The sequence below is a fragment of the Paenibacillus rhizosphaerae genome (genome assembly GCF_014192015.1).
In the GTDB taxonomy this organism is placed as follows: Bacteria; Bacillota; Bacilli; order Paenibacillales; family Paenibacillaceae; genus Paenibacillus_AQ; species Paenibacillus_AQ rhizosphaerae.
In genome coordinates, this window is sequence record NZ_JACHXJ010000008.1 from 66,555 (window position 1) to 86,911 (window position 20,357).

At 55.0% G+C, this 20,357-nt stretch carries 16 protein-coding genes and 1 other annotated feature; all 16 genes read left to right on the forward strand.

Annotated elements, in window-relative coordinates; all coding sequences use genetic code 11:
- The first annotated feature begins 275 nt into the window (after positions 1-275).
- The gene (locus FHS19_RS32010) at positions 276-863 is read left to right on the forward strand and encodes a non-ribosomal peptide synthetase module (protein WP_183587157.1); all 588 of its coding nucleotides are present in this window, start codon (positions 276-278) and stop codon (positions 861-863) included.
- A 309-nt stretch (positions 864-1,172) separates the two neighbouring features.
- The gene (gene speD, locus FHS19_RS32015) at positions 1,173-1,571 is read left to right on the forward strand and encodes an adenosylmethionine decarboxylase (protein ID WP_183587159.1); all 399 of its coding nucleotides are present in this window, start codon (positions 1,173-1,175) and stop codon (positions 1,569-1,571) included.
- 119 nt (positions 1,572-1,690) lie between these two features.
- A complete protein-coding gene (locus FHS19_RS32020) occupies positions 1,691-2,218 on the forward strand; it encodes a hypothetical protein (protein ID WP_183587161.1) in 528 nt (175 codons plus the stop codon).
- 189 nt (positions 2,219-2,407) lie between these two features.
- Positions 2,408-3,796 (forward strand): glutamyl-tRNA reductase, encoded by a 1,389-nt coding sequence (gene hemA / locus FHS19_RS32025; RefSeq protein WP_183587163.1) that lies wholly within the window; start codon positions 2,408-2,410, stop codon positions 3,794-3,796.
- Positions 3,797-3,915: 119 nt separating this feature from the next.
- Positions 3,916-4,638, forward strand: a complete 723-nt coding sequence (gene ccsA / locus FHS19_RS32030; RefSeq protein WP_183587172.1) for a cytochrome c biogenesis protein CcsA — start codon at positions 3,916-3,918, stop codon at positions 4,636-4,638.
- 5 nt (positions 4,639-4,643) lie between these two features.
- Positions 4,644-5,294, forward strand: a complete 651-nt coding sequence (locus FHS19_RS32035) for a precorrin-2 dehydrogenase/sirohydrochlorin ferrochelatase family protein (RefSeq protein WP_183587174.1) — start codon at positions 4,644-4,646, stop codon at positions 5,292-5,294.
- Positions 5,294-6,250, forward strand: coding sequence for a hydroxymethylbilane synthase (hemC, locus tag FHS19_RS32040; RefSeq protein WP_183587266.1), 957 nt, complete (start codon positions 5,294-5,296; stop codon positions 6,248-6,250). Before FHS19_RS32035 ends, hemC begins: the two co-directional genes overlap by 1 nt.
- A gap of 11 nt (positions 6,251-6,261) precedes the next feature.
- Positions 6,262-7,815: a uroporphyrinogen-III C-methyltransferase gene (gene cobA, locus FHS19_RS32045; protein ID WP_183587176.1), complete on the forward strand. Its 1,554-nt coding sequence runs from the start codon at positions 6,262-6,264 to the stop codon at positions 7,813-7,815.
- A gap of 55 nt (positions 7,816-7,870) precedes the next feature.
- Entirely contained in the window at positions 7,871-8,872 is a 1,002-nt protein-coding gene (gene hemB, locus FHS19_RS32050) for a porphobilinogen synthase (protein ID WP_183587179.1), read from the forward strand.
- A 108-nt stretch (positions 8,873-8,980) separates the two neighbouring features.
- The gene (hemL, locus tag FHS19_RS32055) at positions 8,981-10,282 is read left to right on the forward strand and encodes a glutamate-1-semialdehyde 2,1-aminomutase (RefSeq protein ID WP_183587181.1); all 1,302 of its coding nucleotides are present in this window, start codon (positions 8,981-8,983) and stop codon (positions 10,280-10,282) included.
- Entirely contained in the window at positions 10,279-11,175 is an 897-nt protein-coding gene (locus tag FHS19_RS32060) for an RluA family pseudouridine synthase (RefSeq protein WP_183587183.1), read from the forward strand. The genes hemL and FHS19_RS32060 overlap by 4 nt, the downstream gene beginning before the upstream one ends.
- Positions 11,176-11,304: 129 nt before the next feature.
- Positions 11,305-12,759, forward strand: coding sequence for a LysM peptidoglycan-binding domain-containing protein (locus FHS19_RS32065; protein WP_312887399.1), 1,455 nt, complete (start codon positions 11,305-11,307; stop codon positions 12,757-12,759).
- A 275-nt stretch (positions 12,760-13,034) separates the two neighbouring features.
- Positions 13,035-13,293: a binding site (T-box leader), on the forward strand.
- Positions 13,294-13,351: 58 nt separating this feature from the next.
- Positions 13,352-16,018: a valine--tRNA ligase gene (locus FHS19_RS32070; RefSeq protein ID WP_183587200.1), complete on the forward strand. Its 2,667-nt coding sequence runs from the start codon at positions 13,352-13,354 to the stop codon at positions 16,016-16,018.
- A gap of 45 nt (positions 16,019-16,063) precedes the next feature.
- Complete coding sequence (locus FHS19_RS32075; protein ID WP_183587202.1) at positions 16,064-17,440, forward strand: bifunctional folylpolyglutamate synthase/dihydrofolate synthase; 1,377 nt, start codon at positions 16,064-16,066, stop codon at positions 17,438-17,440.
- A gap of 4 nt (positions 17,441-17,444) precedes the next feature.
- Positions 17,445-18,809, forward strand: a complete 1,365-nt coding sequence (gene murC, locus FHS19_RS32080; RefSeq protein WP_183587269.1) for a UDP-N-acetylmuramate--L-alanine ligase — start codon at positions 17,445-17,447, stop codon at positions 18,807-18,809.
- Between the two features lie 175 nt (positions 18,810-18,984).
- Positions 18,985-20,286 carry an SPOR domain-containing protein gene (locus FHS19_RS35560; protein ID WP_183587204.1) on the forward strand — a complete coding sequence of 434 codons (1,302 nt, stop codon included), beginning with the start codon at positions 18,985-18,987 and terminating at the stop codon, positions 20,284-20,286.
- The last annotated feature ends 71 nt before the right edge of the window (positions 20,287-20,357 follow it).

Genomic DNA, 20,357 nt, shown 5'->3' on the forward strand with positions numbered 1-20,357 from the left:
ACGGGAGGAAAGTGAGCATCCCATAAGATTTTTTGGCTACAATCCGGTTTAATCCGTTTTTTTATGAAATATGAAGGAAATTCATGGTTCGCCCGGCAAGCCAATGTTCGAAGATGTGCTGTATAATAATACTAAAGGTTGTTTAAAGAGGCCTCGAGCGTCCTTAACAATCGTCACCCGCCGTGTCCGGCGGAAATTTTTCTTGCGATTATAGAATTGAACCGTGCCGGAGCACATTCGTTCTGTAATCATAAAAAAGAATTGAGGAGATTTTTATGGCTCAGCGGTTAGCCACAGAGTATGTTAAAACTACTTTACAAATGACGGAGCAGCAATTGAACCAATTTTTGCATTCGGCGGAAAGCTGTCATGTACATCCTTATGTGAAAGTACTGGACGGTGGAGGACAAGAAATTGTGCTTGAAGACGAAAGCGGCGAGGCGGTTCATCTCCCTCTGGAGCGTAAAGGTCCGTTATACATCTGTGAATTGTCTTGCCGCTTGGTGAACCCTCATCTGACAAACGCGGTCCGCAAACTGTTCGTCGCCTGCAAAGGAGACGGAATCGTCAATCGCATTTATCAAGGATTCACGATGATGTATTATTATGAAAAAGGCTCGGTTCGCAAAATTGCGGAAGTCACGACTTCCCAGAGTAAGCTGGTGTATGAATATAAGCATACGGCCGGTGAACTTCAGCGGATGTTCCAGCTCACCGCGGTCGAACAGGAAATATCCCGTTTGTACCAGGATATTAACTTTTGGCTGGATGAACGGAACAAAGCGGTGACCCCTGAACAGATTGCTGTTATTGACCAGAAACTGCGACTCACCACACATAAATGGTTTGCACTCGAGGCTTGAGATGGCCTGGAGGAAAAAGAACCCTTCGATCACCGAAGGGTTCTTTTTATGCCCTGAAATGCCCTCTAAAACGGGGCGGCTGACGCGGGGATGAAAGGCTAAAAATAAATATTTACAAAGGATAAAAAAGGGTTGCAATTCGGGCGGATAGATGTTATTTTTAATCTCGTTGAAAAGAATTATATAGGAACCAGGATTCACTCAGGACATTGAATGTTGCGAGAGATTATTCCCTCGGGAAGTGAATGACGTAGGTCCTAGCGGATGAAATTTTCAAACATTTTATTCCTAGGAAGGGGGAACCGAAGGATGGAATATTCAACTTTCGGAAGACACGTTGCTGTTGACACTTGGGGTGTAGATTTTGACATGCTGAATGACGCGGAATTTCTGCAGGCTCAGATGGTTGAGGCAGCCGAAGCATGCGGTGCTACAGTCATGTCGGTACAATCCAAGCAGTTTGAACCACAGGGCGCTACAGTACTCGTATTGTTGTCAGAAAGTCACCTCTCGATCCACACGTATCCTGAGAGAGGATTCGCAGCGATCGACTGCTACACTTGCGGTGAGACGGTAGATCCACAGTTGGCCATTGATTACCTGGTATCCGTATTGAAACCTGAGAAAACTTACGCCAAGAAACTGGTGCGCGGTTTGGGTGAATTGACGGTAGAAACCCCTGAACTGAAACAGACCGAGCCGGTGTAACTTCGCGGCACGAATAACGATAAGTAAATCATAACCATGGACATCTCCATGGTTATTTGTTTTTTTGGACTCCCATACAATGAGTAGTAAGCTCGTTGAACAGGGAGGTTCGCTTAAGCGTGAGAAGGAGAAAACAGAGGGATTTGCTGTTTGTCGGTCTGCTGCTGGTACTGCTTGTCAGCCTTGTTTACCAAGGCTACCGGATGATGTGGCCACATACCGAAGGAGAGAATGCCGAAAGGATGCTGTTCGAGGTGGCGCAGTTTCAAATGCAGGTGCTGGGAACGTCCCTGGCGGATGCGACAGGCAGTTCGCGGACGGATGAGCTGAACGCCCTTAAGCTGGCGGCTTATTCGGCGTCGTATACTCACGACCGGCTGGCAAAAACATTTGGGGACGGTGCCGTGGACCCGCTTAAACCGGTCGGTGATCTGGTTAATGTAATCACAGAGTGGCAAATCGGCGGGAACCGCCTCCTCAGCGACGCGGAGAAGGACATGCTGCTCCGGTACAGCGAGTTGTATGCAGGTATCGCGCCTGTATACGAAAAGCTGATTAGCGAGGACGGGCACGTGATCGCCTCGCAGGCGGGAGAGTTGAAGAAAATCGGCAAAGAACTCGCCAAAACACTGGAAGAAACGCAATAAATGAGGGTATAAAGCCCAGTGCTTTGTGACACAATAAATCACATGTAATTTCATAAACATTTCAAAAATAGTTCAGAGAGAGCAGGACAATTGTGATATAATGAACACGTTGTTAATGAACGTAACGTCAGAAAAAACGTCCTGAACTGGATTTTTTTTTGAAATGAAACATAGGCAGGTGAACACGTAATGCACATCGTCGTTGTCGGATTAAACTATCGTACAGCGCCTGTAGAAGTGAGGGAACGTTTTACATTTGATCAAAGCGAACTTCCAAAGGCACTCAGCCAGCTGATGCTGACGAAAAGTGTAATGGAAGGCGTGATTGTGGCTACGTGCAACCGCACTGAAATATACGTGGTGGTGGACCGTCTTCATATGTGCGGATATTTCATCCGCAGCTTTGTGGAGCAATGGTTTGACATCCCAAGAGAAGAGTTTACGAAGCATTTATATATATATGAAGACGAGCAGGCCATTTCCCATTTGTTCCGGGTGACCTGCGGTCTGGACTCTATGGTGATCGGGGAGACGCAAATTTTGGGTCAGGTCCGCAGCGCCTTCCTGCAAAGCCAGGAGGAGAAAGCGACGGGTACCTGGTTCAACATGCTGTTCAAGCAGGCCGTGACCCTTGGTAAGAGAGCCCATTCGGAGACCTCCATCGGGGAAAGCGCAGTGTCTGTGAGCTACGCAGCCGTTGAACTGGGCAAACGGATTTTTGGCATGTTCAACGACAAGAAGGTGCTCATTCTCGGTGCCGGCAAAATGAGCGAGCTGACCGTCAAGCACCTGTACGCGAACGGAGCCGAAGAGGTAATCGTCGCCAACCGGACCCTGGCACGTGCGGAAGAGCTGGCCAGCAAGTTTCAAGGTACGCCGTGCACGATGGAACAGGCGATTGCCCGGCTTCACGAAGTGGACATCCTGATCAGCTCGACAGGTGCCAAGGATTACGTCCTTACGCCGGCGCAGGTCAGCGAGAGTATGAAGAAGCGGCAATCCCGGCCGCTGTTTATGATTGATATTGCGGTGCCGCGGGACATTGATCCGGCTATCGCTGAGATCAGCAACGTATTCCTGTATGACATTGACGATCTGGAAGGAATCGTTGAGAGCAACCTCGAAATGCGCCGGACGGAAGCCGCGAAGATCGAAGTGATGATCGAAGAGGAGAAGACGGCGTTCTATCAATGGCTCAAGACGCTCGGTATCCGGCCGGCGATCCGTGCGCTTCAGGAGAAGTCCACGGCGATTCATGAAGAGACGCTGGAAAGCCTGTTTAACAAGCTGCCTGAACTGAACGACCATCAGCGCAAGGTCATCCGCCGGTTGACCAAGAGCATCGTCAATCAGATGATGCACGATCCGATCAACCGTTTGAAGGAAATGGCGGGCGGCAAGGAAGGCACCGAGGCACTTGAGTTTTTCACACACATATTTGCTTTGGAAGAGGACATGAATGCGTCCGGTCATGGCAGCAGCGTCATGGAGAAATCCGGCAAGGTCCCGCAAGGGATCAGCAAGAACCCATCGGACATGAAGCTGTCCAAGGTTTCTTTGACTCCTGCAAGCCTGTAAGCCGGTAGGGGGAGTTGACATTGCTCACTGGTTTTTACGATGCCGGCATTTATATCTACGCCCTGAGCCTTCTGTTTTTTATCTCGGATTGCATACGACGCAATCAGGGGGCAAAGCGGATGGGTACAGGGCTTCTTGTTGTAGTTGGCGTTTTGCAGGGAGGCGCGCTTCTGATCAGAGCGTGGCAGGAGAGCATGCTGCCGATCTTTACCCCGTTCGATTTTTTGCTCTTATTTTCATTTAGTATCGTCATCGCCGCACTGATCCTGAACTGGGTGCAGCGGTCGGAATTTGCCGTCCTGCTGCTCAGCATCATCGGATTCAGCGCCATGGTGCTCAACCGTTTATGGTTTGCGGCCGGGAATAACCCGCTGCGTCATTGGGAGACGGTACACGGCCTGCTCATTCTGCATATCACGCTTGCCAACCTAAGCTTCGCCGTATACACCATTGCCGCCGTATTTGCCGGCATGTATTTGTTTCTTCACAGAAGGTTGAAAGGGAAAAAATGGAGCGACACCGTCCGCCGGCTGCCGAGTCTTGAGCTGATGGACAAGTATACGTACTTGCTCGCATCGATCGGAACCCCGCTCTTATCCGTTTCGTTTATCGTCGCGGTGCTGTCGCTCATTTCCGAAGGCAAGCTCAGCCTGTTGCTGGACTTGAAAGTAGTGGCCACGCTTGCCGGACTGGCCATTTATTATTTTTTTCTGATCCGTAAACATTCCAAACAGCATTCCGGTCAAGTGATGGCCCAGTGGATTCTGATCGGATATGCGTTTATTATATTAATTTTCGTACTGAATTCGTGGTCCGATTTTCACCGTTGGACAGGAGAGTGAGGCCTTTGGCGGTATATTTGCCCGTAATGCTGGATTGCGAGGGACGCTGCTGCACCGTGGTGGGCGGCGGGACTGTGGCCGAAAGAAAGGTAAACTCCCTGCTTACGGCCTCGGCCGATGTCACGGTGATCAGTCCGGAAGTGACGCAAGGGCTGCGGCTGCTTGCCATGGAAGGCCGGATCCGCTGGATTTCCCGCGAGTACGCGGCGGGAGATTTGGCGGGGGCCTTTTTGGTCTATGCGGCAACCTCCTCGCCTGCCGTGAATGGTGCCGTGATCGACGAAGCAGAACAGACGGGCGTGCTGGCAAATGCGGCCGGCGGCAGCCGGACGGGTTCATTTATCAGCCCAAGTGTGCTTCGCCGGGGCAGACTGCTGATCGCTGTGTCCACATCGGGCGCGGGACCGGCGCTGGCCGCAGACATTTGCGACAGGCTGGAGGAAGAATATGGCCCCGAATACGAGGAATATCTCGAATGGATGTACCGGATGCGCAGCGGCATCAAGAGGCAGGTTACGCGCCCGGAAACCCGGCAAAGATTATTAATGAAAGCGGCAGAGCTTGAGGTGCTGGATGAAATCCGCAAGGGCACGTTTGAGCCGTGGGATACGGAACAAATCAAGCAATGGATAGCGAACAACCAGGAGGAATCATGATGCGGACAATCGTAGTAGGCAGCAGACAAAGCGCACTGGCATTAACGCAGACAGGGCAGGTCATCGACCAGCTGAAGCAGCTGTGCGCGGAACACGGGTTTGATTTTCAATTCGAAGTGAAAAAGATCGTCACGAAAGGTGACCGCATTTTGGATGTGACGTTGTCCAAGGTTGGCGGGAAAGGTTTGTTCGTTAAAGAAATCGAGCAGGCCATGCTGGACGGCGAGATCGACATGGCCGTGCACAGCATGAAGGACATGCCTTCGGTTCTGCCCGAGGGTCTGATGAACGGTGCGGTGCCCCGCCGCGTCGATCCGAGGGACTGCCTTATTTCCCTCCAAGGGAAAAGCATTGACGAGCTTCCGCGGGGAGCGAAAGTGGGAACGAGCAGCCTGCGCCGCTCCAGCCAGCTGAAGGCCCACCGGCCGGACCTGGAATTGGAGCCGGTTCGCGGTAATATTGACTCGCGCCTGCGCAAGCTGGAGACGGAAGGCTTCCAGGCGATCATTCTCGCCGCTGCGGGGCTGTACCGCATGGGCTGGGAGGATAAAATCAGCTCGTACATTCCGGTGGAGACCTGCCTGCCGGCTGTTGGCCAAGGAGCACTCGGCATCGAATGCCGGGAAGATGATGCGGATCTGCGCAGACTTCTTGATTTATATAACGACAAGGAATCGGAGTTGACCGTGGCTGCCGAGCGCAAGTTTCTCGCCGTATTAAACGGCGGCTGTCAGGTGCCGATCGGGGCCCACGCCGTACTAGTTCCATCCGAAACGGAGCATTCCCAAGAGACTCCGCCCGTTATACAATTAACGGGAATGGTAGGATCTCCTGAAGGGGACGTCATATTAAAAGAAACGCTGACCGGAACGGATCCGTTGAGGCTTGGGGAAGACGTTGCCAACAAGCTGATTGCCCAGGGAGCCGAGAGAATTCTGGAACAGACCAGGGAGTAGGGGATGAGAACATGGCGGGAAGAGTATTTTTGGTGGGAGCCGGGCCCGGGCATGCCAAATTAATTACGGTAAAAGGGCTGGAGTGCCTGCAAAAGGCGGATGTCGTCGTCTATGACCGCCTGGCAGGGCCGCAGCTGCTGCATTCACTCAAGCCGGGAACGGAAAAAATTTACGTCGGCAAGCTCCCGGACCGCCATACGATGAAGCAGGAAGAGATCAACCAGCTGCTGGTGGACCTCGCCCTGCAGGGCAAAACGGTCGTGCGGCTGAAGGGCGGCGATCCGACGATATTCGGGCGCGTGGGTGAGGAAGCCGAACTGCTGAAGCGTAACGGCATTCCTTATGAAATCGTGCCGGGCATTACGGCGGCAATCGGCGTCCCGGCGTACGCGGGCATTCCGGTGACCCATCGTGATTTGGCTTCTTCCTTGTCCATCATCACCGGGCATGAAAGCCCGGACAAGCTGGACCGGATGATCGAATGGGACAAGGTCACGAACGCGACCGGAACGCTGGTCTTTATGATGGGTGTGGCCAAGATCGGTTATATCGCCGAGCAGCTGATCCGCCATGGACGCAAACCCGACACGCCGGTGGCCTTGATCCGGTGGGGAACACGGGCGGAGCAAGCGGTGCTCGCCGGGACGCTCACCGACATCGCGGAGAAAGTGAAGCAGGCGGACTTTCAGCCGCCGGCCGTTATCGTTGTCGGCGATGTCGTGCGGCAGCGCGAGCAGCTCAAATGGGCGGAGTCGCTGCCGCTGTTCGGCAGACGGATCCTGGTCACCCGCTCCCGAGCCCAGGCAAGCGATCTGGTCAACCGGATCGAGGAGCTCGGCGGGGAGCCTTACGAATTTCCGGTGATCGAGACGGTGTATCCGGAAGAACCCGAGCTAAAGCAGGGCCTCCGGGACGCCTTCGACCGGCTCGGTGAGTACGACTGGGTGTTCTTCACCAGCACCAACGGCGTCGACTACTTTTTCCGCCATTTGCAGGAGCAGGGAAAGGACATTAGGGAGCTGCACCGGGCGCGGATCGCGGCAGTCGGCCCGGCCACGGCCGAGGCGCTCGGCCAGCGGGGCATCATCCCCGTGGAGCTGCCGGACCGCTTCCAGCAGGAGGGACTGATCGAGTCGCTGGGCAGCCAGCTGCTTGCCGGCCAGAAGGTCTTCCTTCCGCGCGGGGATCTGGCACGAAACTGGCTTCCTGATAAGCTCGCCGAGTTGGGGCTTGAGGTCACCAGCGCGGTGATGTACCAGACGATCGCCGGGCGGGAGGACGATCCCGAATTGATCCGGCTGCTGGAAGAGGGCGGGATTCATGCCGTAACGTTCACCAGCTCGTCGACGGTGAACAATCTGCTTTCGATTTTGAAACGGATGGGAGTTCAGGACCCGGCGGCGCTGCTGAAGGACGTGGAAGTTGCATGTATCGGAGAAATTACGGCGAAGACAGCCCGTGACGCAGGACTTGAAGTAGGCATAATTGCCGAAGAAGCGACGCTGGACAGCCTTGTACGCTCGCTGTGCCTGTGGAACGCGGAAGCTGCGGCCGCTTCAGAATAGAAGAGTCTAGGTTGGCCATGACTCGTCAATATCTACTAACAGGAGGTTTACAGCTATGAGTTTTCCAATGGTAAGACACCGGCGCCTCCGCCAGTCCGCCGGGATGCGGAACATGGTGCGCGAAACGGTGCTGAACGTGAATGACCTGATCATGCCGATTTTTGTAACCTATGGAGACAATATAAAGAACGAGATTTCATCCATGCCGGGAGTCTATCATTTTTCGCTGGACCGGCTGAAAGAGGAATTGGACGAAATCGCGTCCCTCGGCATTCCGGCCGTACTGCTGTTCGGCATTCCGGAAACGAAGGACAGCATCGGCTCCTCGGCTTTTGCGGAAGACGGCATCGTCCAGGAAGCCACACGCCTGATCAAGTCCTGGTATCCGGACCTGCTCGTCGTGGCGGACACCTGCCTCTGCGAGTTTACGGATCACGGACACTGCGGGATGGTGCATACTTTCGAACGGGACGGCCATGTGTGCGGCGACGTCATGAACGACGAATCGCTGGAGCTGCTGGTCAAGACGGCGGTATCCCAGGCGAAAGCCGGCGCCGATATTATCGCACCGTCCAACATGATGGACGGATTCGTGCAGGCCATCCGCGCAGGGCTCGACGAGAACGGATTCGAGCATATACCGATCATGTCCTATTCGGTAAAATATGCTTCCGCCTTCTACGGCCCATTCCGCGAAGCGGCCGATTCGGCGCCGCAGTTCGGCGACCGCAAAACGTACCAGATGGATCCGGCCAACGCGCGCGAAGCGCTGCGTGAAGCGGAATCCGATGTACTGGAAGGGGCCGATATGCTGATGGTCAAGCCTTCCTTGTCCTATATGGACATTATGCGCACGCTGAAGGATCAGTTCGACCTGCCGCTCGTCGCCTACAACGTGAGCGGGGAGTATTCCATGGTCAAAGCGGCGGCTCTCCAGGGCTGGATCGACGAGAAAGCCGTGGTGCAGGAAATGCTGACGAGCATGAAACGTGCCGGTGCGGATATCATAATTACTTATTTTGCCAAAGACGTGGCCCGGTGGATCAAGCAGGGGTAACAATCCCTAGTTAGATGTTTCGGGATCAACGCGAAGTACCTAAAGAAGCATCGGAGCCAAATCCCTGCTTAGCGGGGTGATTTAAACCGACAGATTGGAGTGAATGACATGAGCAATATGTCAGGAAAGCGCAAGGAGGAGGCTTCCCGGTCGGCCTTTGAAGAAGCCAAGCAATATATTCCCGGCGGGGTGAACAGCCCGGTCCGCGCCTTTAAATCGGTCGGCCTTACGCCGATTTATGTGGACCATGCCCAAGGATCGCGCGTGTACGATATTGACGGCAACAGCTTTATCGACTACGTCGGCTCCTGGGGACCGCTGATTATGGGACATGCCCATCCGGAAGTGATTGCCGCGGTGCAGGAAACGGCGGCCAAAGGGACGAGCTTCGGCGCGCCTACGCTGATTGAAACGGAAATGGCCAAGCTCGTGTGCGAGCGGGTCCCTTCGATCGACATCGTCCGGATGGTCAATTCCGGTACGGAAGCGACGATGAGCGCGATTCGCCTGGCCCGCGGATATACGGGACGCAGCAAAATTTTGAAATTCGAAGGCTCCTATCATGGACACGCGGACAGCCTGCTCATCAAAGCCGGCTCCGGGGTAGCGACGCTGGGTCTGCCTGACAGCCCCGGTGTACCGGAAAGTGTGGCCAGCAACACGATCACGGTCGCATACAACGACCTTGAGTCCGTAACGCTTGCCTTTGAACGCTTTGGCGAGGAGATCGCCTGCGTGATCGTGGAACCGGTAGCCGGCAACATGGGCGTCGTGCCTCCGCTTCCGGGCTTTCTGGAGGGCTTGCGCGAAATTACGACGAAGTACGGCAGCCTGCTCATTTTTGATGAGGTCATGACCGGTTTCCGTGTTCATTTGAACTGTGCCCAAGGGCGGTTCGGCATTACGCCTGACTTGACCTGCCTTGGCAAGGTGATCGGCGGCGGACTGCCAGTCGGCGCATACGGCGGCAAGCGCGAAATTATGGAGAGAGTGGCGCCGTCCGGTCCGATTTATCAAGCGGGCACGCTGAGCGGAAATCCGCTGGCCATGGCGGCTGGATTTACGACGCTGAAGCTCCTGACGCCTGCCGTATATGACCAGCTGGAAGAGCGCGCGGCCCGTCTGGAAGCCGGTTTTGTGAACAATGCCAAGGAGCTCGGCGTTCCGGTGACGATTAACCGGGTCGGTTCCATGGTTTGTCCTTTCTTCACGGAAGGGCCTGTCGAGAATTACGATTCGGCGAAGACGAGCGACATTCCGCGATTCACCAAATATTTCGGCAATCTGATTGAGGAAGGCGTGAGCGTGGCTCCTTCCCAGTTTGAGGGGATGTTTGTATCGGCTGCCCACAGCATCGAAGACATCGATGCGACGATTGAAGCCAATTACAACGCCCTCAAGCAACTGTGAGCCTGAACCACTGGCTCCGGCGCGGGGAATGGCTGGAGCTGGCTCCGGGCAAAAAAATCGCATCGGCCGAAGACCGCGAAGCGGCGGCCGCGGCATGGCTGCTGAACGAGGTGGGCATGCCGGAGAAGCTGCTTGGTCAGCTTAAGTCATCGAACGGCATCGAGTGGAAAGGGGACCGGCTTCGGCTGGCCCTTTTTGCTGCCCGCAAGGCAGGGATCGAACCGGTCTGGGCGGACCTGACCGTGCTGTACGAGGACGACTTCTGCCTGGTCGTTCACAAGCCTGCCGGGATGAAGGTTCATCCGGACGGGCATTCCCCAGAAACGACATTGGATCATGCGGTGGCCGCCCATTATCAGATGCAGGGTGAAGAGATTGCGGTCCGGCATATTCATCGGCTCGACCAGCATACCACCGGGCCCGTGCTGTACGCCAAAAATGACTGGGCGCAGCTTGTGCTGGACAAGGAGATGAGCGGCAAGCGGATTTCGCGGATATACGCCGCCTTTGTCGAAGGGCGGATCTCTGCGGATTTGAAGGTCATCGACCTGCCCATTGGCAAGGACCGCCACCACAAACAGCGCAGACGGGTGTCTCCGGGAGGACAATCTGCGGTGACCCGGATTCTTCATGCAGAAGCCGGGCATAAAGCCAGCCTCGTCTACTTAGAGCTGGAAACCGGCCGGACGCATCAGATCCGCGTTCATCTCAGTCATGTCGGCCACCCGCTGCTGGGCGATACCTTGTACGGCGGAAACACGTCCGCGATCGGCAGGCAGGCGCTTCACGGGGAGCGCCTCTCTTTCGCCCATCCGCTCACGCGCGAGCCGATTGAGGTGAGCGATCCGTGGCCCGAGGATATGGAGCGTCTCAAAGCCCTTGTGAGAGCGTAAACCCAAGTATCATATGAAAACTGGCATGCTCCTCTTTTTAAAGCATATAAATAGAACGAGTAACGATTTAGGCTCGTGCTGTGGGGATGGCCCACGGTTAGAAATATGCCGAAAAGGAGGACGTTATTTGTGTTTGACCAGTCCTACGGTTTGCGCTTTGACATTTATGAACGCATTCATTTAAACGAAGACGTGGTGGGAATCGAAGAACTCGAGGAAATCGAGCTGCTTCCGCATATTCAAGTGATCAGCCAGGACGAACAAGCCAGTCTGCGCGGTCATCTGCTCCTGACGGGGCTGTACAGAGGCGAAGGTGAGGAAGAAGGGACGCAGCGGCTGGAGCATTTAATCCCGGTGGAGATTACGGTTCCCTTAAACCGGGTAACCTCGCTGGACGACATCGCGGTGGAAATTGAAAATTTCGACGTCGACCTGCTGTCCAAGCGGAGCCTGAACATTACGGGCGTACTCTCCCTGCGCGGCATCGAGATCCAGTCGGCGGAATCACCCGCCTGGAAAGCAGACGAATTCACGGTGGTTCATGCACCGGATGAGGACATTCCGGAGGAAGCGGCCATCTTTGCAGAGGAACGGGAGGAAGAACCACCGGCTTTCGAAGAAGAACCGGTGCAGCGTGAATTTACGCCGCAGGACGACCCTGCGCCTGTCTGGACTGCACCGACCCCGTCCTTCGCGCCGCCTCAGTCCCAAATTCAAGCGGAGCAGCCGGAACAGGTCCAGATCGAAGCCGCGGAAGCCGGTGACTCCGAAGAAGCACGGGAAGCGGCAGCCTGGGAAGCCGCATGGCAAGCGGCCGCTCTCCCTCCGTCCGAGCCGGATGAAGCGGCAGCGCCTGAGGCGTCCGAATCGTACGAAACCGCCCCGTCAACCGCCTGGGAATCTGCCCGCGAACCTGAACGGGAAGCGGCAGCGCCTCCGCCGCAGGTAGCCGGATTATCCGCTTTACATACGGACAAGGAACCAGCGGACCGGACGGCGGAGCCCCAGTACCCGAACAAGTGGCATTTTGAGCATGAAGAGGAGTCGGAGCTGCTGCATCCGGAAACGACGGCGATTCAGGCGGATGAGGAGCCGGAAGAAGATATCTATTTGAACGCCGCGAGCAAAGACCCGTTCAGCGAGCCCAGTTTCCCGTTTGGAGCTTTCCAGGATAAAGTTCAGCAGGAAGAACCGCCTGAAGACCGGGAAATGCGGATCGCACTCGGAAGCAAGAAGGAACCCGAGTCCGGCGAGAAGGAAGCGATCGGTTTCTCCTCGATCTTGTCTTCGAGCCGGTCCATCAAGGAGCTTGAGTACCAGCAGGCGCAGGAGGAACAGCAGGCTGCAGATGCCATTGCCAGCGCTGCCGCTTCCGAGGCCGAAGATATCAAATGGAAGAACCTGTTCCTCGGCAGTATCTCCGAGCAGACCCCGTTCCGTAAAGTTCGGCTGTGCATCGTTCAGCGGGAAGAGACGCTCGAAACGATCGCCGACCGTTATCAGCTGACGCCGCGGGAGCTTGTGCTGTACAACCGGCTGGCGGACCAGACCGTGCAGGAAGGTCAAGTTCTGTATATCCCGTAACGTTTTTGATGCAATCCGAAGAGCCTGGCGCTTTGTTGCGCCGGGCTCTTTTTTTATGCCCGGGGTGCGGCCTGCTTGAACACGGGAAAATGGTCCTGCACTTTGGGCCAAGGGAAGTTGACTATCGACATGAAGCGCGTTATTATGGAGTATATGTTTTGCAGAAAAACATCAATGAACGTCAATTACAGAAGACATCCCGTATTTGACGGAAGTTTTTCTTGCGATATGAATCGCTTCAGCTTCGCTGAAAATGAATCCATTTAACCATCTTCAAAAAAACGATGAACGGGAAGAGTAGGCGGTATTGCCCTTCAGAGAGCGGAATTGCAGCGCTGGAAGATTCCGCAGGATGCAGCTGTCCGAAGTCGCCCGGAAGTTGTCGGTTTGAGCACCTGCGTTAGAAGGCGCGGGAGGTAGAGCCGGCCGGCTGCAGCCGTTATCTGTATGAAGTGTTGCGGGGGGCATGCGTGTTTGTGCTGCTTGTCGCAAAACAAAGGTGGTACCGCGAAAGAACAGCCTTTCGTCCTTTGAGGACGAAAGGCTTTTTGTATTTTTGGCAAAGCTGATCTTGTGATGGAGGATGAACAATATGACTGACCAGGAAAACCAAGCAACAACCGGGATGCCGACGACGTATGACCCGAAATCGGCCGAGAAGAAATGGTACAAATACTGGATCGACGGCCAGTATTTCAAAGCCGGGCAGAAGCCCGATGCGGAGCCGTACACGATCGTGATTCCGCCGCCAAACGTAACGGGGATGCTCCATATCGGGCACGCCCTTGACTTTACCCTGCAGGATATTCTGATCCGCACGAAGCGGATGCAGGGATACGACGCCTTGTGGCTTCCGGGCTCGGACCATGCGGGCATCGCGACGCAGACCAAGGTGGAGCAGAAGCTGCGCGAACAGAACATTAGCCGACACGACCTCGGGCGAGAGAAGTTCCTGGAGAAAGTATGGGAATGGAAGGACCAATATGCGGAAACGATTCATGAACAGTGGGCCAAAATGGGCTTTTCGCTGGATTACTCCAGAGAACGCTTTACGCTTGACGAAGGTCTGTCGAAGGCGGTTCGCGAAGTTTTCGTGAAACTCTTTGAAAAAAAGCTGATCTACCGCGGCAAAAAGATCATCAACTGGGATCCGGCCGCCAGAACCGCCTTGTCCGATATTGAGGTTGAATATAAAGAAGTCAACGGCCATCTGTATCATTTGCAGTACCCGCTGAAGGACGGCAGCGGCCATATTACGGTAGCGACCACGCGTCCCGAGACGATGCTGGGCGATACGGCGGTGGCCGTTCATCCGAAAGATGAGCGCTACAAGGACATGATCGGCAAGATGCTCGTGCTTCCGATTGTCGGACGCGAGATTCCGATTATCGCCGATGAGTACGTAGAACGCGAATTCGGCAGCGGCGCCGTGAAAATTACCCCGGCACACGATCCGAACGACTTTGAGGTGGGATTGCGCCACGATCTGCCGCAAATCATCGTGATGGACGAGACCGGCACGATGAATGACCAGGCCGCGAAATACGAAGGAATGGACCGGGCCGATTGCCGCAAGCAGATCGTTCAGGATTTGAAGGATCTCGGCGTGCTGATCAAAATCGAAGACCATGTGCACCAGGTGGGGCACAGCGAGCGCACAGGCGCCGTAGTCGAGCCTTATTTGTCGACGCAGTGGTTTGTTAAAATGCAGCCGCTCGCGGAAAGAGCCATTGAGGCGCAAAAAGCGGGCAAAGGGGTTCGCTTCGTTCCGGAGCGTTTCGAGAAAACGTACCTGAACTGGATCGAAAACGTCAGGGATTGGTGTATTTCCCGTCAGCTGTGGTGGGGACACCGGATTCCGGCTTGGTACTGCGAATCCTGCGGCGAAATCCACGTCGCGCATGAGGATGTAACCCAATGCTCCAAATGCGGAAGCACCGAGCTTACGCAGGACAACGACGTACTGGACACCTGGTTCAGTTCGGCGCTGTGGCCGTTCTCTACCCTCGGCTGGCCGGAGGAGACGGCGGATTTGGAGCGTTATTATCCGACGAACGTACTCGTTACGGGCTATGACATCATCTATTTCTGGGTAGCCCGGATGATCTTTACCGCGCTGGATTTTACGGGCGAAATCCCGTTCAAAGACGTGCTGATGCACGGTCTGGTCCGGGATTCCGAAGGACGGAAAATGTCCAAGTCGCTCGGCAACGGCGTTGATCCGCTCGACGTCATCGAACGGTACGGAGCAGATGCGATGCGCTACATGATCTCCACGAGCAGCACGCCGGGGCAGGATCTGCGCTTCCGCTGGGAACGCGTAGAGCAGGCGCGCAACTTTGCCAACAAAATCTGGAACGCCTCCCGGTTCGCTCTGATGAATCTGGAAGGATTCACATATGACGACATTGACATAAGCGGAGAGCTCAGCACGGCGGACCGCTGGATTCTCCACCGTCTGAACGAAACTTCCCGTGACATTACGCGTCTAATAGATGCCTACGAATTTGGTGAAACGGGCCGGCTCCTGTATAACTTCATTTGGGATGACCTCTGCGACTGGTACATTGAGTTTGCCAAACTCTCTTTGTACGGAGACAATGCCGCCGCCAAGAAAACGACGCAGTCGGTGCTTAGCTATGTGCTGGACCGCACGCTGCGGATGATTCATCCGTTTATGCCGTTCATCTCCGAGGAAATTTGGCAGCATCTGCCTCACGAAGGGGAAACGATCACCCTTGCCGCATGGCCGGAGTATGATCCTGCCTTCGAGGATGCCGAAGCTGCAGGCGAGATGTCGCTGCTGATGGATGCCATCCGTGCCGTCCGCAACATCCGCGCGGAAGTGAACGTTCCGATGAGCAAGAAGATCGAGCTGATGCTGAAGGCGGGCGACGAGCAAGTGCTGCAGATCGTGAACCGGAACGAAGTATATGTTCAGCGCTTCTGCAACACATCGAGCTTTACGGCAGGTCTGGACCTGACGACCCCGGACAAGGCGATGACCGCCGTGATTACCGGAGCCGAGCTGTACCTGCCGCTTGCCGGTCTCATCGACATCGACCAGGAGATCGCGCGGCTGGAGAAAGAGCTGCAGCATTTGAACAGCGAAGTGCAGCGGGTGGAGAAAAAGCTGGCCAATGAAGGCTTCGTGGCTAAAGCGCCGGCGAAAGTTATTGAAGAGGAGAAGGCCAAGATGGCTGACTATTCCGATAAACGCAGCAAAGTCATCGCACGGATCGAAGAGCTGAGAGGCTGATCACGACGGAGCAGAAACTTAACTAAAATTCAGAAGGTGAATGGTATGGGGGATCAAATGGAAGCCGGACGGGAGGCTTCTCTGCGCACATATGAAGAGGCGGCGAATTGGATTAACGGTCTGATTCCGTTTGGGATCAGACCGGGGATGCAGCGGATCGAGGCGTTAATGGAGAAGTTCGGAAATCCGCACCGGAGGCTGAAATTCATTCATGTCGCCGGTACGAACGGAAAAGGGTCGACATGCGCCTATTTGACCCGTGTGCTTCTGCAAAGCGGTTATTCGGTAGGTACGTTTACTTCGCCGTATATCACCAAATTCACGAACCGCTTTCAGTACAACGGGGAAGACATTCCAGAGGAGGTGCTGCTCTCCCTGGCGAACCGCCTGTACCCTGCGGTGCAGGAAATTGCGGCCACGGAGCTTGGCTCGCCGACGATGTTCGAAGTGTCCACGGCTCTGGCGATCTTGTATTATGCCGAGGAATGCTACCCTGACGTAGTTGTATGGGAGACCGGGCTCGGGGGAAGGCTGGATGTAACGAACATCGTTCACCCTATCGTCTCCATCATCACCAATGTCGGGATGGACCATACCGATATTCTTGGCGATACGCTTGTGGAAATCGCCTCGGAGAAGGCAGGCATTATCAAACCTGGCGTTCCGGTGGTCAGCTGCGTGGACCAGCCGGAAGTCATTGAGGTGCTGAAGAAAAAAGCCGAAGAATGCCGTGCGACACTGTATTTGGCGGGAGAGCAGTTCACCTACGAATATACCGGTCTGGACGGTTCCTTGCAGACGTTCCATTTCAAAGGTCCTTTCCGCGAGCTGGACCTGAGCATCGGGATGAAGGGCGAGCACCAGATTGCCAATGCCGCCGGCGCGATGATGGCGCTGGAAGTGCTGCGGCAGTATATGGCTTTTGTCATGGACGATGAGGATCTGCTGAAGGGGTTACGGGATACCAAGTGGGCCGGCCGGCTTGAAGAAGTGGGCGATTCTCCGCGCATCGTTCTTGACGGGGCGCATAATCCAGAGGGACTGGAGAGCCTCAGCAAGAGCCTGCAAAGGCATTATCACTTTAAACAGTTAAATTTGATGATGGGAATGCTGTCAAATAAGCATCATGAGTCCTCTTTGAAGCATATACTTCCAATAGTGGATACGCTTATCCTGACCGAGCCGGATTTCCGGAAAAAAATGGACGCTGATGCTTTGCTGGACATTGTGGAGCGGCTGAAGCATTCTCACGGCAAACCAGGTTTGCAGATCATCGTAGAACCGGATTGGAAACACGCGCTAGACATACTTAAGTCACGGACAGAACCGGGGGATTTGGCAGTGGTGTCCGGCACGCTGTATTTGATTTCCGATGTGCGGGCAGCCCTGCTGGGTCAGACCGATTCTGAAAAAGGTTGGTGAAAATCTGTTGAATTCTGAACATGTTCATTTTATCGGTATTGGTGGCTACGGGATGAGCGCCATTGCACGGGTTATGCTGGAAATGGGATACACGGTCACGGGTTCGGATGTGGCTGCCCAGGAATTAACGGAAAAGCTGGCTGCCAAAGGAGCCAAAATTTATATAGGCCATACGGCGGAGCAGGTTCACGGAGCGGATTTGGTCGTCTATTCGACGGCTCTTCCCAAGGACAACGTGGAACGAAGAGAGGCGGAGCATCTGAACATTCCGATCCTTCACCGCTCACAGATGCTCGCCAGATTGCTGAATGAACGCAAAGGCATCGCCGTTGCGGGAGCACACGGCAAGACGACGACGTCGTCCATGATTGCACTCGCCATGGAGGAATGCGGCGCGGATCCGACGTTTATTATCGGCGGGGAAATTATGAACGTGGGCACGAACGCCAAGGCCGGCAAAGGGGACTACGTGGTGGCTGAGGCGGATGAGAGCGACGGCTCCTTTTTGCAGTACCATCCGTGGCTCGGCATCGTGACGAACATTGAAGCGGATCATCTTGAAAACTACGACGGCGATTTCGAGAAGCTGAAGAGCGCCTATGTCCAGTTTTTGAGCCAGATCAAGGAAGACGGCACGGCTGTCGTCTGCGCTGACGACGCGAATATCCGCTCGATCCTTCCGTCGATCCGCTGCAATGTGGCCACTTACGGGATTGATTCCGATGCGGAATATACCGCCGAAGATCTGGTCCTGGGCGACCGCCATGTATCCTTCACGATGAAGCATAATGGGCAGACGCTGGGACCCGTCGAGCTTTCCGTTCCGGGCCGCCACAACGTCTACAACGCTATGGCCACGGTAATCGCCTGCCTGAAGGCCGGGATTCCGTTCGAATCCATCGCTGCGGGCGTTTCGAAGTTCCACGGCGCCAAGCGCCGTTTCCAGGTGCTCGGCGAGAAAAATGATATTCTGATCATCGACGATTACGCGCATCACCCGACGGAGATCGAAGCTACCATCAGCGCCGCAAAGGCGACGGGCAAGAAGATTATCGCCGTGTTCCAGCCGCAGCGCTATACACGGACCTTCTTTCTGCTCGATGCGTTCAGCCGGGCGTTCGGCGGAGCCGATGAAGTGATTATTACCGACATTTATTCGCCAGCCGGAGAGAAGCAGATCGAGGGCGTGAGCTCTTCGAAGCTGGTTGATTTGATCGTCAAAAACAGCAATGCGGGTGCCCGTTATTTGCCGACGAAGGAAGATGTCCTGAACGATCTGAAGCCGCGGCTCCAGCCTGGGGTACTGGTCCTGACCATGGGAGCAGGCGACATTTGGAAGGTCGGGGCGGAAATCGCCAAGACGATGTAAGGGATGCCTTTGGCGCTGGCTGCATATGATCATAACCGAAGAAACCGTAATTCCTTGTTTTTGAAGGGGGATTGCGGTTTTTTGCTCTTGTCATTTTCGTGGGACAATCAAACATAACTTCTGGAAATCTATCATATATACATAGTAGATAAGGACAAGGGTGAGGTGTTTGGGTGTGAACAAGGCGAGAATGACGTTCCGGTTTGATGAAGAACAAGGGCGCCAGCTTGAAGATAAGAAGGACAGCGGGCAGCTGACGATTGCGGGATCGGCTGCGAAGAGCCCTGCATGGGCGGAAGATCGTAATTCCGGAAGCAGCCGCGTTGATGTCGAAACAAAGCGTACTCCGATATCGGCTGTGCCTGATTCGATGCAGGGATGGAGTGATCCGTTCAACAGGGAGGACAGCTGGGAGCGTCTGGAAGAGAGGATGGGTTACGGAATTCAGGAGCGGGCAGAGGAAACTCGTGAGCATGAATCCGGAGCGGACGGACCAGATCATCGTTATCCGGACAGCCTGGAACACCGGGACCTAGATCGTGCCAATAATAGGTACACGGTCGGGGAGGGCTACGATGCCTACGATGGCTTGGACAACAGACCCGATGAAGAAGGACCCGGCCCAATCATCGAGGAGTATTCCTATCGGCCGCATCGGCCGGGATCGTTATGGAAGGTCATCGGAACGGTGACCGGAGCGATCGTCACCGGAGCGTTGTTCGGTCTGGTGGTCCTCTCCTTTTTCAAGGACGGATCGGCGGGGATGGATTCAGGCGGCGACATAGGGAACCCGAGTGCTGTAAGCACCTCCGCGCAGTCCGGTGAAGATCAGGCTTCCGTTCCGGCGGTCGCCGTCGAGGTGGGACCTCAAACCTACTATATGCTGCAGTACGGCGTCTTCAGCACCGCAGACCGGGTTCAGCAGGCGAAGGATGAGCTGGAGCAGTACGGCATCGCCGCAGGGAACGATCCGGATGAGGAGAACCGGGTGTATGCCGGCCTGTCCACAGACCGCGAACAGGCCAAGCTGCTCAGCAATCAGCTGAAGGCAGAAGGAGTTGAGCTGTATGTGCGGGAGGTGGATCTCCCGGCCGCAACCTCCCTGCATTTTAACGGAGACGCAGAGGCCGTTAACCAATACTTTCAAGTTAGCGCCGACCTGGTTGCGCTGTTGAGCCAAACCTCGGCGAGCCTCCTGGGCAAGGACCTTCCGGGGAAAATCGGTACCGAGGATATGAACCGTCTGACCGACCTTCACCGGCAGTGGACGGAGGCGGCCAAGCCGTTCCAGGCCGGTCTGGGAACGGATCAGCAGGAGATGGGCAAGCAGCTGGAGCAGGCGATGAACAGCTCGCTTTCGTCCGTCGAGGAATACAACAAAAATACGGCCAAGGGGCATTTATGGGAAATCCAGTCCAAGATGATGGAATTCATCATGCTGCAGAAGCAGCTTGTCGCTTCCCTGGAAAAAGCATAAAACACGAAGATCCGGCGTGGAAATGGAAATACTTCCCCATGCCGGATTTGTGTTTGTATTGACGTCCAAAT